The sequence below is a fragment of the Longimicrobium sp. genome, assembly GCF_048594345.1.
In the GTDB taxonomy this organism is placed as follows: domain Bacteria; phylum Gemmatimonadota; class Gemmatimonadetes; order Longimicrobiales; family Longimicrobiaceae; genus Longimicrobium.
Genome location: NZ_JBMDXM010000103.1, coordinates 1 through 15,121 on the forward strand (window position 1 = coordinate 1; position 15,121 = coordinate 15,121).

General features: G+C 68.4%; 12 protein-coding genes. 4 read left to right on the top strand and 8 right to left on the bottom strand.

Translation table 11 applies throughout. From position 1 onward, the window contains the following. The first annotated feature begins 279 nt into the window (after positions 1-279). Positions 280-2,190, top strand: a complete 1,911-nt coding sequence (locus ACOJUJ_RS11195) for a hypothetical protein (protein ID WP_420126955.1) — start codon at positions 280-282, stop codon at positions 2,188-2,190. Between the two features lie 460 nt (positions 2,191-2,650). Here ACOJUJ_RS11195 and ACOJUJ_RS11200 read toward each other — a convergent pair whose 3' ends face one another. The 3 genes from ACOJUJ_RS11200 to alaS all read right to left on the bottom strand — a co-directional run bounded on the left by ACOJUJ_RS11200 (position 2,651) and on the right by alaS (position 6,009). Then, on the bottom strand, positions 2,651-2,908 hold the full coding sequence (locus ACOJUJ_RS11200; RefSeq protein WP_420126956.1) for a hypothetical protein: 258 nt from the start codon (positions 2,906-2,908) through the stop codon (positions 2,651-2,653). Positions 2,909-3,049: 141 nt separating this feature from the next. Further along, positions 3,050-3,367 (bottom strand): hypothetical protein, encoded by a 318-nt coding sequence (locus tag ACOJUJ_RS11205; RefSeq protein ID WP_420126957.1) that lies wholly within the window; start codon positions 3,365-3,367, stop codon positions 3,050-3,052. Further along, positions 3,364-6,009: an alanine--tRNA ligase gene (gene alaS / locus ACOJUJ_RS11210; protein WP_420126958.1), complete on the bottom strand. Its 2,646-nt coding sequence runs from the start codon at positions 6,007-6,009 to the stop codon at positions 3,364-3,366. Before alaS ends, ACOJUJ_RS11205 begins: the two co-directional genes overlap by 4 nt. Positions 6,010-6,309: 300 nt before the next feature. Here alaS and ACOJUJ_RS11215 point away from each other — a divergent pair, with 300 nt between their 5' ends. From ACOJUJ_RS11215 to ACOJUJ_RS11225, 3 genes are all read left to right on the top strand, one after another. Continuing rightward, a complete protein-coding gene (locus ACOJUJ_RS11215; protein ID WP_420126959.1) occupies positions 6,310-7,932 on the top strand; it encodes a sodium-dependent transporter in 1,623 nt (540 codons plus the stop codon). Beyond that, positions 7,929-8,087 carry a hypothetical protein gene (locus tag ACOJUJ_RS11220; protein WP_420126960.1) on the top strand — a complete coding sequence of 53 codons (159 nt, stop codon included), beginning with the start codon at positions 7,929-7,931 and terminating at the stop codon, positions 8,085-8,087. The genes ACOJUJ_RS11215 and ACOJUJ_RS11220 overlap by 4 nt, the downstream gene beginning before the upstream one ends. A gap of 224 nt (positions 8,088-8,311) precedes the next feature. After that, on the top strand, positions 8,312-9,742 hold the full coding sequence (locus ACOJUJ_RS11225; RefSeq protein ID WP_420126961.1) for a dicarboxylate/amino acid:cation symporter: 1,431 nt from the start codon (positions 8,312-8,314) through the stop codon (positions 9,740-9,742). Between the two features lie 752 nt (positions 9,743-10,494). Here ACOJUJ_RS11225 and ACOJUJ_RS11230 read toward each other — a convergent pair. The 5 genes from ACOJUJ_RS11230 to ACOJUJ_RS11250 form a co-directional block, all read right to left on the bottom strand. Continuing rightward, positions 10,495-11,373 (bottom strand): hypothetical protein, encoded by an 879-nt coding sequence (locus tag ACOJUJ_RS11230; RefSeq protein WP_420126962.1) that lies wholly within the window; start codon positions 11,371-11,373, stop codon positions 10,495-10,497. Between the two features lie 13 nt (positions 11,374-11,386). Continuing rightward, positions 11,387-12,622, bottom strand: coding sequence for a cysteine desulfurase-like protein (locus ACOJUJ_RS11235; RefSeq protein ID WP_420126963.1), 1,236 nt, complete (start codon positions 12,620-12,622; stop codon positions 11,387-11,389). A 121-nt stretch (positions 12,623-12,743) separates the two neighbouring features. Next, positions 12,744-13,079, bottom strand: a complete 336-nt coding sequence (locus tag ACOJUJ_RS11240; protein WP_420126964.1) for an XRE family transcriptional regulator — start codon at positions 13,077-13,079, stop codon at positions 12,744-12,746. Between the two features lie 14 nt (positions 13,080-13,093). Beyond that, positions 13,094-13,471 (bottom strand): type II toxin-antitoxin system RelE/ParE family toxin, encoded by a 378-nt coding sequence (locus tag ACOJUJ_RS11245; RefSeq protein ID WP_420126965.1) that lies wholly within the window; start codon positions 13,469-13,471, stop codon positions 13,094-13,096. A 225-nt stretch (positions 13,472-13,696) separates the two neighbouring features. Next, positions 13,697-14,557: a sigma-70 family RNA polymerase sigma factor gene (locus tag ACOJUJ_RS11250; RefSeq protein ID WP_420126966.1), complete on the bottom strand. Its 861-nt coding sequence runs from the start codon at positions 14,555-14,557 to the stop codon at positions 13,697-13,699. Between the last annotated feature and the right edge of the window lie 564 nt (positions 14,558-15,121).

Here is a 15,121-nt window from a genome sequence, read left to right on the forward strand (position 1 = left end):
GGGGGGGGGGCGCCGTGTTTTGGGGGATTTGGGCGTTTTGGGGCAAAAGGGGGGGGGGGCCCACCGGCCCCCACCCCGCTTCCTTTTGCGGTTCGACTCCATCTGGGGATGGTAATCGGTAGGCTCAGGGTTTCTTGCAGCGCGATCCTGGCGGGTGTATCTATCGGTCCCGCTTCCGCGGCCCATCATCCGCATCCACAAAAACGCGTTCCATCACCCATGCCCATCGCAACGACAACGAGCAGGCTCGCCGGCGGAATCGGGGAGCGGCTTCGGTGGGTGCGCGGAACGTTTGCGGCGGACTCCGTCGCGGGGCGCTGGGTCCGGCTGCTGGCGCTGGCGTGCCTGCCGGTGCTGACCGCGCCGTGGATCAGCCGGGCGCTCTTCCCCCGCCCCTCCGCCTTCAACTCCGACCTGGCCATCCCCGTGCTGATGACGCGCGCGCGGGAGTGGAGCCTGTTCGACGTCTACTACTGGGGCCAGGACCGGCTGGGCGCGTGGCACCTGCTGCTGATGCGGGCGGCAAGCCAGTTCTCGGGGCACACGTTCGACTACGCGGCGCTGCACCTGGTGGGCACGGCGTGGGTGCTCCTGTCGGCCGTGGTGATGGCGCGCCTCGCCGGCGTCTGGGGATGGGCGGCGTCAGGGCTGATGGCCGCCGTCCTGGTGGGCAACCACGATTCCCGCCGCTGGCTCTTTGACGCGGCGCATCCCTACGCCTGGCAGATCACCGGCCTGATGCTCGCTTGGTGGGGGCTCCGGACGCTCGCGGACCGGGCGGGACCCGCCGGAGCGGGCCGGTGGCGCCTGCGCGGCGCGACGGGCTTTGCGGTGTTCCTGGCGCAGTGGACGTCGCCGCTGAGCGGGCCGCTGCTCCTGCTGGTCGCCGGCGTCGAGGCCATACGGGCGCACGTGCTGAACGCGCAGCCGGGGCGCTTCGTGCTGCGCCGATGGGTGGAGGGATGGCTGGTCGTGGGCGCGGGGATGGCCGCCGAGCGGGTGCTGCGCGCGGCGTTCGACCTGTACTCCCACGCCCGGTTTGGACAGTACTATCACACCGGACTGGTGCTGGACCGCGGACACCTGACGGACAACGCGCGGCAGGTGGCGACGAAGCTGGCGACCTCCGGTTCCATGCCCCTGCTGGTGGTGGCGACGGCGGGCGCCCTGGCCGCGCTGGTCGTGCTCTGGCGCGCGCGCGGCGGGCGAGGCCCCGTGTGGCGGGTGGAAGCCGCCGCACTGGTGTTGGCGTGCTGGGCGATCGCGGCCGCCCAGTTGCCGGTGTTCGTCCTGGTGCGCCACGTGCGCATCAACCTGTTCTCCGTGCGCTACTTTTCGCTTGTCTTTGTCTTCGGCACGCTGGCGGGGCTGATTACGCTGGTGTGCCTGGCCGCGAGCCTTTCCACGCTGTCGCGGCAGTGGCGCGGGGTGCTGGCGATGGCGGGGGCCGCGGGGCTGGCGTCGGCCGTGCTGCGGCTGCCGCCGCCCTCCGCGGCGCGTCCCGATGCGCTGATGCGGGTGGCCTCTCACCTGGAGGCGCGGGCACCGGGCGTGCCGCTGCTGGGCGGCTACTGGAGCACGTACGTCTTCGCGGCGTTCCAGAAACCCGAGACCATGCTCCCGCCGGTACCGTGCGAAGGGCGGCTGGTGCGCGCGCCCTGGTGGGCCAGGGAGTTGAAGCGGCACCGATGGGTGGTGGTGGTCGGCAACACGTACGAGTGTCCGGACGCCGGCCCGCGCGCCTCCCCCGCGCCGTGGATCTACCAGCACGGCGCGCTGCTGCGGCTGGCCCGCCCGGACCTGGAGGGCGGCGCCGACGTCAGCTTTGCGCTCTACGAGAACGCCACCGCGCGCGCCGTGGCCCATGTGGCGCAACCCGCGGCTGATGCCTGGCGCTACTGCGACGCGGGCGCGGCGCTGCGGCTGAGCTTCCCCGCGCGCGGCACGGCGCAGGTGATGGTCGCACGGGCGGTCCGCTCGCCCGACGCGACCCTGCTGGCCGCGCCCGTCTTCGCCGACGGAAGCGTGGGGCCGGCGGTGCCGATGAGTACGACGGGGCGCCTGCACCACGCGGAATTGCGCGCGGAGGGTCCACGGCTGGTGGGCGCGCGCATCACGGTGCAGCGCAGTGCGCCCAAGGCGGACCCGCTGAAGTGCCGGACGGCGACCAGCTTCGTCGTCGGCGAGTGAGGAGCGGGTCGAAAGAATGGGCCTCACACGGAGTTAACGGAGTCAACGGAGTTCGCTCGTGCCGACCCTCTGGATTCAGAGCGAGTCCACCGGAAGAATGGCCTCACACAGAGTCAACAGGGTCAACAGAGTTTGCTCGTGACGTTGCCTCCGCCTACGCGGTGAAGGCGGATTCTCAAGTGTCGGGTGCAGGTGACGGATGTCGACGAGGCACACTCTTTTGTAGAGGCGTCTGAAACGGGAAGTAGATAGAATGCGGCAGGGGGCCATGAGAATTTTTTTGAAGAGGGATGTGGATCGGTGGATGATCTCCGGAGCGCGCGAGGGGGTGTCGATCGCACCACCTGATGCGCGATCTGGAGAACCGTCCGGCCAACGAGCAGCCAGAGGACAAAAGGAAAGCGGGGTGGACGCGTCAGGCGCCCACCCCGCTTCAGTTTCTGACCACTGACGGCCTCAGCTACATCACACCCAGTGACCGCAGCAGCAGCACGAGCCCCAGCACCGCCGCCACGATGCCCAGGCGCAGCCGAACCGCCCCCCGCGCACCCCGCCGCTCCGTCCGCGGGGTGAACCAGGCGCCGGCCGCCGTCAGCACGCCCAGAAGCATCAAGGTCAGCGGCGCCACCCATTCCGGCTCCCGTCCCGAGAACCACACCAGCAGCGCGGCCAGCGACAGGAACCACAGCAGGTACATCAACGATCCGCGACTGCTCATCGCATCATCCACACAGGTCGGCGTTCACGGCGAAGCCCGGTTCCGCAGACGGCACAGGGGGAAAGACGAGGACGCAGAGGATGTTCATCACCCTCTGCGCCCTCCGTTTTCGTTGCGATCCGCGAGGCGGCGGGCAAATGATCAGCTCGCCAGCCCCGCCAGCGCCCCCGCCGCGCCGATGCGCTCCGCCAGCGCGGCGACGCCGTCGGGGTCCGCCTCGGCCTGAGCCTGGAGCGCGTGCGTAAACAGCGCGTCCGCCGCCAGCAGCGGAAGCGCGTCATCGCGCCGGGCCCCTGCCCCACCCGCGAGCAGCTGCGCGTAGATCGCCAGCGCCCCCTCCGCCAGCGCGTCCGCCACGGACAGGCCCGGATCCGCGGGGAGCGCGGCGAGCATGGCATCCAGCAGCGCGGGCGGCGCGCCATCCAGCCGCCCGCGCACCCACGCCTCCGCCGCCGTCACGCGGCCGCGCCGGCCGTCAGCAGCGGGCGCACCAGCTCCGGCACGCGGTCCAGCGCCTCACCCAGCCGCGAGGGATCGCCCACACCGGCCTGCGCCATGTGCGGCTTGCCGCCGCCCTTGCCGCCCACGATGGCCGCCACCTCGCGCACCACCGCGTCGGCGCGGATGCCGCGCTGAATCAGGTCGTCCGTCACCACCACGACCAGCATCGGCTTGCCGCCGTCCGTCTCGGCCAGCACGGCGATGCCGCTCCCCAGCCGCTCGCGCAGCAGGTCGCCGCGCGACTTCATCTCGTCCACGCCGCTGTAAGCGCCGCGGGCGACGACCACGCGCACGCCCTCCACCACCGTGGCCGAGTCCAGCAGCGACTGCACCTCGTCCGCGCCGCCGCTGGTGCGCGCCTTTTCCAGCTGCTTCTGCAGGTCGCGCGTCTGCTCCACCACCTGCTGAATGCGCGGAAGCAGGTTCTCTTCCCTGGTGCGAAGGAGACCGGCCGCCTCGCGCAGCGTGCGCTCGTCACGGCGCACACGCTCGAACGCCTGCCTGCCCGTCACCGCCTCGATGCGCCGCACCCCCGCCGCCACGCCGCTCTCGCTGACCACGCGAAACAGGCCGATCTGCCCCGTCGTCCGCACGTGCGTGCCGCCGCACAGCTCCATCGACACGCCGGGGATGTCGATCACCCGCACCACGTCGCCGTACTTGTCGCTGAACAGCGCCATCGCGCCGCGGCCGATCGCCTCCTGGTAGCCCATCTCGTTGGCGCAGACGTCGACGTTGGCCCAGATGGCCTCGTTCACCAGCCCTTCCACCTCCGCGAGCTCGTCCGGCGTCATGGGCCCCGTGTGCGCGAAGTCGAAGCGCAGGCGGCCCGGCTCCACGACGGAGCCCTGCTGGTGGACGTGGTCGCCCAGTACGCGTCGCAGCGCGGCGTGCAGCAGGTGCGTGGCCGTGTGGTTGCGCTCCGTGTCGCGCCGCACCGGCTCCTCCACCGTCGCCGTCACCGTCCCCGGGATGAAGTCGCCCTCCACCGTGCCCACCACGGCGATGCGCCCCGCCACCTTGCGCACCTCGGTCACCGTCATCGACCACCCGTCGCCGTGCACGTGGCCGCGGTCGCTCACCTGGCCGCCGCTCTCGGCGTAGAACGGATTTTCGCGCAGCTGCAGGGCGATGCGGCCGTCGTCCATCCGCCGGAACGCAAGGACGTCCGTCTCCAGCCCCACGGAACGGTACGCGGCGTAATCCTGCTCCGCCCCCTCCGCGCCCGGCACCTCTTCCCACCCCATGGCCAGCGCGTCCGCCTCCATGCCGATGCCGGCCTGGGCGCGGTCCGCGCGGCTGCGGGCGCGCTGCTCCTCCAGCGCCCGCTCAAAGCCCTCGCGGTCCACCGTGTAGCCGCGCTCCGCCGCCATCAGCTCCGTCAGGTCGTCCGGAAAGCCGAAGGTGTCGTACAGCTTGAAGACGTCCGCACCGGAGATGGTCCCCGATCCGCCGGCCGGCGCCAGCTGGTCGAACAGCTTGAGCCCCGCGTCGATGCGGTCCAGGAACGCCACCTCTTCCGCCCGCACGTTGCGGGTGATGTACTCGCGGCGCGCCATCAGCTCCGGATAAACCACGCCCATCTGGTCGATGACGGTTTCCACCACCTCCACCAGCGTGGGCTCGCGGCGGCCCAGCAGCCAGGCGTGGCGCACCGCGCGGCGCAGGATGCGGCGCAGCGTGTAGCCGCGGCCCGCGTTGGAGGGAAACACGCCATCCGCCAGCAGGAACGCCGTGGCACGCGCGTGGTCCGCCAGCACACGGTACGAAACGCCCTGCGGCGTGTGGTAGTCGTACGGCACGCCCACGATCTCTACCGCGCGGGCGATGATGTCGGTGAACAGGTCCGTCTGGTAGTTGGTGTCTACCCCCTGCAGAATGCTGGACAGGCGCTCCAGCCCCATCCCCGTGTCCACGCACGGCGACGGCAGCGGGTGCAGCTCGCCGTCCGCGTCGCGGTCGTACTGCATGAACACCAGGTTCCAGAACTCCAGGATCTCACCCCGGTCGGTAAGCTCCTCGAACTCCTCCCGGGTCACCGCCGTGCCGCGCGTCCCTTCCGGCCGCCGGTCGAAGTGGATCTCCGAGCAGGGTCCGCAGGGGCCCGTATCGGCCATCTGCCAGAAGTTGTCCTTGTCGCCCAGGCCAAAGATGCGCTCCGGCCGGATGCCGGTGATCTCCCGCCACAGCTGCCGCGCCTCGTCGTCCGTGTGGTGAACGGTGATCCACAGCCGTTCGGGGTCGATGCCGTACTCCACCGTCATCAGCTCCCAGGCAAAGCGGATGGCGTCGCGCTTGAAGTAGTCGCCGAAGGAGAAGTTGCCCAGCATCTCGAAGAAGGTCTGGTGCCGGGCCGTGACCCCCACCGCCTCCAGGTCGTTGTGCTTGCCGCCGGCGCGGACCACCTTCTGGCTGGTGGCGGCGCGGGTGAACGGCAGCGTCTCCATCCCCAGGAACACCTTCTTGAACTGCACCATCCCCGCGTTCACGAACAGCAGGGTGGGGTCGTCCTTGGGCACCAGCGTGGAGGAAGGGCGAACGGTGTGCCCCTGGCGGGCAAAGTATTCCAGGAATCGGGAGCGGATCTCGTCGGCGCGCATGTATCCGTCAGGTACGGGCTTGCAAGGCGTGGAACTCCCTAACATAACGCGGCGTGCACGTGCGTCTCAAGGTGTGCCCGGCCCGGCGGGCGTGAACCGGCGGAGGGGGCGGCGCGGGCCTCGTGCTCGCTTTGACGGTGTCCACCGGACGGTCGCGGATGTAAAAGGTTGATCAGGTCCCTTGCCGAGCAAGCGGTTGCGGGTGCACCATGGGTGTGATCCGGCCTCCGCGTGGCTCCTGAACCGGCGTACACGCCCGACCTTTGCCTGCGAAACGCAATCGTGCCCTCCGACACACAGGTGCAGCAATCCAACGAAGCATGGGGTTCCCGGGTCGGCCTGATCCTCGCCATGGCGGGGAACGCGGTCGGCCTGGGCAACTTCCTGCGCTTCCCGGGACAGGCGGCCGCCAACGGCGGCGGCTCGTTCATGATCCCCTACTTCATCGCGTTCCTGCTGCTGGGTATTCCGCTCATGTGGATCGAGTGGGGGATCGGGCGCAACGGCGGACGGTACCGCAAGGGCCACATCCCGGGGATGTTCGCGGCCATCTGGAAGCACCCGGCGGCCAAGTACATCGGCGTCATCGGCATGGTCATCCCGCTGGTGGTGCTGTGCTACTACACGGTGCTGATGAGCTGGACCCTCGCGTTCACCTGGTTTTCCATCACGGGGGATTACTGGGGGCTCACCACGCAGCAGGAGATGCAGCAGTACCTGCGGTCGTACCAGGTGATCGGCGACGGCAGCGTGCACGACTTCTGGGTGCCCTTCGTCTTCTTCTTCCTGTCGCTGGGCTCCACCATCTGGGTCCTGTCGCGGGGCATCTCGGCCGGCATCGAGAAGCTGGCCAAGATCGGCATGCCGATCCTGTTCATCTTCGCCCTCATCCTGGCCATCCGGGTGATGTTCCTGGGAAGCGGCGAGAACGGCGTAAGCCCCATCCAGGGGCTGGAGTTCATCTACAAGCCGGACCTGTCGCGCATGGGCGAGCCGGGAGTGTGGCTGGCGGCCGCGGGGCAGATCTTCTTTACCCTGTCCATCGGGATGGGGACGCTGCAGACGTACGCCTCGTACCTGTCCAAGAAGGACGACATCGCCCTCAGCGGCATCGCCACGGCGGCGACCAACGAGACGGCCGAGGTGGTGCTGGGCGGCTCCATCGCCATTCCCGCGGCGGTGGCGTTCTTCGGCGTGTCGGGTGCCATGGCCGTGGCGCAGTCGGGATCGTTCAACATCGGCTTCGTGAGCATGCCACTCGTCTTTCAGGGCATGCCGTTTGGCCAGATGTTCGGGGCCATGTGGTTCGGCTTGCTGTTCTTCGCGGGCATCACGTCGTCCGTGGCCATGGCCACGCCCATCGTGGCGTTCTACCGCGAAGAGTTTGGCTACAAGCGCGAGACGGTGTCGTGGATCGTGGGCTTTGTGGCCCTGTGCTTCGGCCTGCTGTCCATTTTCTGGTTCCAGTACGGGTTCCTGTGGGAGTGGGACTACTGGGCGGGCACCTTTGGCCTGGCCGTGATGGCCTTTATCGAGGTGGTGCTGTTCATGTGGGTGTTCAAGCCCGAGAACGCCTGGCATTCGCTGCACCAGGGGGCCGACATCCGCATTCCCGGCATCTACAAGTTCGTCATGACCTACGTGACGCCCCTGTACCTGGGCATCATCCTGGTCTGGTGGGGTGTAAAGGAAGCCATCCCCTTTCTGCGGCTGGAGGGCGGAATCGGCGCGGGCGGGGCCATCCCGGAGGGCGGCGAGATCTACGTGCACATCTCGCGGCTGCTCATCGTGGCCATCATGGTCTTTTTCCTGGTGATGATCCGCATCGCCTGGAAGCGCAACCGCTACGATGACCGCGTGGGCTTCGTGGAGGTGGAGGACACCGAGTTGGGCCTGGCGCCCGGAATGGAGGGTGCGCGATGAGCGCCGGAGCCCTGATCTTCATGCTGGCGAGCTGGGCGTTCGTGATCGGTCTGACCGTCTGGTCGTTCGCGCGGATCCTGCGCGGCCAGAAGCACTTTGACCCCGACGGAATTGGCCCCGCGCAGCCACCGGTACCCGGCCGCGCCGAGGACTGAGCCCCGGCCCGCAAGGCGTCCGGGACGGGACGGAGGAACACCCAGCGGGGGGACGCGGTGGCCGCGTTCCCCCGCTTCTGGTTGCGCAACACCATGCCGAAGACGTAAATCGGACCCTTGCGCGCGGCCCTCACCGCCGCGCGCCGCTCGGCTGTACCGTACCGTACGACGGTCCCGCGATGCGCGGGACCCCACTTTCCCTGATCTTTCCCAGAACGGCACTCGTGGACGAGCAGCGACCGGATGACGCGCGGCGGGGCGATCCCGACGCGTGGGAGCGGGAGATGACGACGGACCTGGACGACCGCACGGACGACCGCCCCCGCGGCATGCCGCTGCACACGCGGATCGTGCTGGGGCTGGTGCTGGGCGCCGCCACGGGCCTTGCCGCCAGCGCCCTGCTGGGGCCCGACGACCCGCGGCTGGCGTGGACGGTGCGCAACATCGCGCAGCCCATCGGCGGCCTGTTCGTGCGGCTGCTGCTGATGGTGGTGATCCCGCTGGTGTTTTCCGCGCTGGTGGTGGGCGTGGCGGGGGTGGGCGACATCCGCAAGCTGGGGCGCGTGGGGGCCAAGGCGTTCGGCTACACGCTGGTGGTGTCCGCCATCTCCGTGGCCATCGGCCTTACGCTCGCGAACACCATCCGCCCCGGTGAGCGCGTGTCGGCGCAGACGGCGGCGGCGCTGGAGGCTCGCTACGGCGAGCAGGCGCAGGCGCGCGTGGAGGCGGCCGGCATCGGCGAGGGGGGCGCCAAGAAGGCGCCGCTGACGGAGGCGGTGGAAACGCTGATCCCCGCCAACCCCGTCGCCGCCATCGCGGGCGAAACGCCCAACCTGCTGCACCTGATGTTCTTTGCCCTGGCGCTGGGCGTGGCGGCCACGCTGGTAAAGGCGTCCGTGGTCGCGCCGTTCCTGCGGGTGATGGACTCGCTCTTCGAGATCTCGGTCAAGCTCATCGAGATCATCATGAAGATGGCGCCCTACGCCGTGTTCGCGCTGCTGTTCGCCAACACGGCCGGGTTCGGGCTGGACCTGCTGGCGACGCTCGCGTGGTTCATGCTCACGGTGCTGCTGGGGCTGGGGATCCAGATGTTCGGGGTGTACTCCCTGTCCGTGCGCCTGCTGTCGAAGATGTCGCCGGTGGAGTTTTTCCGGCGGATCAAGACGGTGCTGCTGACGGCGTTCAGCACCTCGTCCAGCAACGCCACGCTCCCCACGGCGCTGCGGGTGAGCGAGCAGAACCTGGGCGTGCCGCCGCAGATCAACTCGTTCGTGCTGACGGTGGGCGCCACGGCCAACCAGAACGGAACGGCGCTGTACGAGGGGGTGACGGTGCTGTTCCTGGCGCAGATCGCGGGCGTGGACCTGTCGCTGGCGCAGCAGGTGACGGTGGCGTACCTGGCCATCCTGGGCGGCATCGGCACGGCGGGCGTCCCGTCCGGCTCCATCCCGTTCATCATCCTGGTGCTGAGCACCATCGGGGTGAACCCGGCGCTCATCGGCATCATCCTGGGCGTGGACCGCATCCTGGACATGTGCCGCACTACGCTGAACGTGGCCGGCGACATTACCGCCGCCACCTACGTCGCGCGCTCGGAAGGCCATCCGCTGCTGGACGAGCCCGGCTCCGTCGCGCTTCCGCGGGCGGCGGTGTAGGGCAAAACAGCATCACGCGGAGACGCGGAGGGCGCGGAGGCGCGGGGGAGACCGATCTCCTCCGCGCCTCCGCTTCTTTCACGTGAACGGCTCCGTCGATGTCGATCAACCGAAACCAAAGCATGGCCTTCACACCAGCTCCGCAAAATGCTGGATAGGAGGACCGCTGTCATTGTGAGCCTGAGAAGGTGTTCAGAAAGCCTCAGTTGTTCCTCCGGAAGCACACTGTCATCCTGAGGGAGCGCACGCCTGAACTATCATGGCCACAAGATCTTGCGCGCGACCGAAGGATCTTTGTCGGGTCGCGCGAGGCCCAGCCCTCGGAGCTGTTCACGTCTCATCGTCGTGCAGGCAAGGTCCTTCGGTCGGCACCCAAACTTTCGTGTGCAAGCAAGCTGCGGAGCGGTGCCTCCCTCAGGATGACTGTCAGCTGCGAGGTGTCTCAACACCCTCTGAGGGAGGCGCCGCGCAGTGCTCTCCGTTGGACCAGCAGCATGGCGCCGACCGAAGAATCTTTATCGGAGACGAGCGGTTCTTTCCGTCACGAGGGGTTCCCGGGCGTTGCCCGGAAGAGGGTTCCGCGCGAGGGGAGGGAGATTCTTCGGTCGCGCCACTGGCCCCGTGGCTTTCCCGAGGCGTCGACGCGGGCGCTCTCTCAGAATGACAGGTTGTTCCCCCGGATTGGGTACAAGAAAAGCATCACGCGGAGACGCGTGATGCTTTTCGTGCTGCGGATCTTCCCGGATCCGGCCCTACCGCCGCAGCGCAACGACCAGGGAGCGCAGCCACGACTCGCGCATCTCCGGGCGCTCCACCAGCTCCGCTACAAAGCGCTCGCGTTCGTCGCGGCTGCGAGCCTTTTCGTGGATTCTGTAGGCGACGCGAAGCGCTTCCAGCCGCTCGGGCGCGTGGTCGGGACCGGCCAGGTTATCCGTCCCCCAGTGCTCGTACCCGTTGGAGCGCATGGTCTTGTCCTGGTGGTTGCCCAGCCAGCTCCAGAACCACCAGTCCACCGACACCCCCCGCAGCGCGCCCCGCGGATAGTCGCGAGCCCAGTCCACCTGCTGGAACCAGCGCCAGGTGTTGGGGCTGTTCTTTGTCCGGGTGGTGATGCCGATCCAGCGCAGCCGCCGCCGCACCGCGTGCACGTCCACCCCCTCGTCGCGCGCCCAACGCGAGAGGAACGCGGACAGCTGGCCAAAGGTGCCGCCGCTGGAGACCAGGTCCACCATCGCGACCGGCCGCGGCGCGGCGGCGATGGCCGCGGGGTGCAGCCCCAGCGCCGCGTGCTGCCGCTTCAGCGCCCGCAGCGCAGGGGCCGAAACCCACTCCGTTCCTACCTGCATCGACACGCTCAGCAGGTCGCAGCGGTCCGCCCAGGGCATGTGCGCCAGCGCGCCCGTCAGGTAGTCGAACAGGTTCTCCGGCGAGCGGCCCACGAACACTAGCCGCGCGTCGCCCGCGCGCGCCAGCACCCGCGCCGAGCAGGCGCGCACCTCGGGCAGCAGCTCGCGTAAACGCGTGGGGATGTACCCGTACGGGCGCTCCGGCGGCGGCGCGCTCAGCAGCCTCCCCAGCTGCTCGCGCCGCCGCACGTCCCAGCGGAACGGAACCACCCCGGGCTCGCTCATCGGCAAACGCGGATCAGCCCCGGGCCAGCCGGGCCACGCCGTCCATCAGCCGCTCCACGTCGTCGTCCGTGGTGTACGGCGCCACCCCGGCGCGGATCAGCCCGCCGCAGTCCGACAGCCCCAGCACGTCGCAGACGGTAGTCGCGTAGAAATCCCCGTTCCACACGAACACGCCTTCCGCCCCCAGCCGCCGCGCCGCCTCGTCCGGCGCCACGCCCTCGATGGTGAACCCCGCGGTCGGCGTGCGCTCCCCGTCCTCCGGCGGCCCGTAGACGCGCACGCCCGGGATGCCGCTGAGCCCGCGGTACAGCCGCGCGAACAGCTCGGACTCGTGCCGGTGGATGGAAGCGTACGCGCGACGCAGTGATCCGCGCAGATCGGCTTCTGGATCGCCCGCCAGCGAGGCGATCCACTCCACCGCCGCGCCGGTGCCGGCGATCCCCTCGTGGTTCAGCGTCCCCGTCTCCCACCGCTCCGGCGCCGCGTTGCTGGCGGGCGGCACCTTGTACGGCGTGAGCCGCTCCAGGTGCTCGGTGCGCCCCCACAGGATTCCTACGTGCGGCCCGAAGAATTTGTAGGCGCTGCACGCCAGAAAGTCGCACCCGATCGCCTGCACGTCCGGCAGCCGGTGCGGCGTGTAATGCACCGCGTCGACGAACGACAGGGCCCCCGCCGCGCGTGCCCTCTGCGCCACCGCCGCCACGTCGTTCACCGTGCCGATGGCGTTGGACGCCGCGCCCACCGCCACCAGCCGCGTCCTGGACGAGAGCACGCGGTCCAGCGCGTCCAGGTCCAGCGTGTAGGTTTCGGCGCTGAACGGCACCACGTGCACCGTCATCCCGCGGTCCTCCGCCAGCCGCACCCAGGGCGCCACGTTGGCCTGGTGGTCCAGCTGGCTCACCACGATCTCGTCCCCCGGCCCCCACTCGCGCCCCAGCGAGCGGGAGAGATGGAACGTCAGCGTGGTCATGTTGGCGCCGAACGCCACCTCGCGCGGCGAGGGCGCGTTAAGCAGCGCCGCCACGTTTTCGCGCGCGCCGGTGATGGCCGCGTCCGTTTCTTCGCTGGTGGCGAAGAAGCCGTGGGTGTTGGCGTTGTGCATCAGCAGGTAGTCGCGCACGGCGTCGCCCACCTGGCGCGGCACCTGGCTGCCGCCCGGCCCGTCAAAGAACGCGATGGGCCGGCCGCCCACCCGCCGCTCGAACACGGGAAAGTCCGCGCGTACGCGCGTCGCAAACGAATCACTCATCGAAAAAAACCACGCTGCAGGCGAACGGATTCGGGCGGATGCCCGGTGCGCAGCGAATGTAGGCAGGTCCGCGCAAACGAAACAGCCCCGGACGTGCCGGGGCTGTTGGTCTGCGGCTCGATCAGGCCGGAACGAATTCGGGTTCGGGATCAGTGACTTCCATCTGACCGAGCCGGACCTCGCCGTCCGGAAACCGCGCCGTGATCTCCAGTTCGCCACCCATCGCCTGGACCAGCCGCCTGAGGGTGCTGAGGTACATGTCGCTCCGCCGCTCCAGCTTGGAGACACTTGCTTGCGAGGTACCGAGCAGGGCGGCCAACTCGGCCTGTGTGTAATTGCGCGCCTGCCTCAACTCCACCAGTGGCATGTCGCGCAGCATCTGCTCCGCCAGCGCCCTGGAACGGGCTTGGCTCTCCGGCGACATCCGGGCGACCAGTTCACTGAACTTTCTAGCCATGCTTGCACTCCTCCTCAACGCCTCTCGGCGCCAAACCACTCGCCTTCTTCAGCGATTTCACGAAGGTGCTGGTCGTACAGATCGTCAGCCAGCGGAACGAAGCGCTCATACCAGCGTCGGCTCCCTGTCTTATCTCCCCCGATGAGGAGGATGGCAACCCGCCGCGGATCGAATGCATAGAGCACCCGGTACGGTCTACCGCGGTGCTTCACGCGCAGCTCACGCATGCGGCCGTGCCGAGAGCCGCGAATCCCCGAAGAATCTGGGAACTCCAGGAATGGGCCAAAACTGATCAACTTCTCTACGCCTGCGCGTACCGATTCCTGCTCATCCTCCTCCAACATGTCCCACCAGCCGTCGAACTCGTCCGTGAACTCCACTTCATACGCCATTACGATAACGCTCCGCGAACATTCCATCAAGGGAATCTCCCCACCAGCGGGAAGTAAACGGAGCGTACAATAGAAAACGGCGGAGGGTGGGGACGCAATCCGTCCTCACTTTCCGCCACGGGTGAGCATTCGAGGCAACAAAAAGCGGAGGGTGGAGACGCAAGCCCGTCTCCACCCTCCGCTGATTTTTCGTCTACCGTCTATGATGCAGCGTTCGCCGCAGACTCAGGACAGGGCCCAGAAGCCTTCCAGGGCGTGCCCGTCGGGGCTCTCGCGCAGCTTCTCGAACGCGCGGTTGCGGATCTGGCGGATGCGCTCGCGCGTAACCCCCAGCATGCTGCCGATCTCCTCGAGCGTGCGCTCCTCGCCCTCGTCCAGCCCGTAGTACAGGTACAGGATCTTGCGCTCGCGCTCGGTGAGGTACTTTTCGAACATCTTCTCCAGGAACTCGCGCCGGGCCTGTGCCTCGACCTCCTCCTCGATCTGGTCGGCCTCGCTGCCGGCAAACCGCTCGCCAAAGCTGGCCGAGTCGCGATCGCCCCGGTCCAGCGGCGCGTCCAGCGAAAGCTCGCTGGCGGCCACACGGCGCAGCGCGCGGATGGTATCCACCGGCTCGCCCATGTCGTCGGCGATCTCTTCGTCGGTGGGCGAGCGGCCCATCTGCTGGGTCAGCGCCGTCTCTACCCGCGACAGGCGGACGAGATTGGAGTTCTGGTTGAGCGGAATGCGTACCGACCGGGTCTGCTCGGCCAGCGCCTGCAGCACCGTCTGCCGAATCCACCACACCGCGTACGAGATGAACGTGACGCCCTTGTCGGGGTCGAACTTCTTCACGGCCTTGAGCAGCCCCTCGTTCCCGATGCACACCAGCTCGGCCAGGCCAAGGCCGCGACCCTGGTACTTCTTCACGTAGGAGATCACGAAGCGCAGGTTCGCCGTCACCAGGCGCTCGGCGGACTGCTTGTCTCCGGCGCGCGCCCGATGGGCAAGGGCGCGCTCCTCGGCGGGATCGTCGATCAGCGGATACTTTTCAACATCCTGCAGGTACTGATCGAACGAGTCCAGGGCCCGTGAGCTCAAAAACATGTTAGCTCGTCCTTTTGGTAAAATGACGAGAGCAGCGGGCCTCGGTGGTGTGCGAGGCCCCGCTGCCCTCAGTTCACGCGGAGCGGCTTGTCTCCCGGATGTCCGTCATAACCGGTCAATGTAGGCCCAAAAGCGTCCAAAGTCAAATCTTTTCTCCGGACGCCACGTAGCCCGGTCAGCCGGCGCTTGATAGCCTCGGACGCCCGGAAGGTTCCCCAACTCCGCCCAAATGCGGTCCCGCCGCCCGCCGCAAATCTTGCGCCCGCAGCCACGTCAAACCGCCCTCCGCTGGACGGTGGAGACGGCCTAAGTCACTGTGAACTTCGGGGATACACAGCGTTCAGATTCGACGGAGGAGACGCGGGCGCCCGGTCGCGACCGCCAGGATCGGGGCGAAGACCGCACGCCGTCGGGACCTCTCCTCTAGTGCATCTCCACAGGAGAAACTGTTCGAAGTAAACAAAGTGTGCTAACTTGGGTGGATGAAACCCAAGAAACGAGCACCGTTGTGCGTGCGAGAACTATCCGCTGAGGAGCGCTCTCATCTGGAAGCGGCCCTCCGCT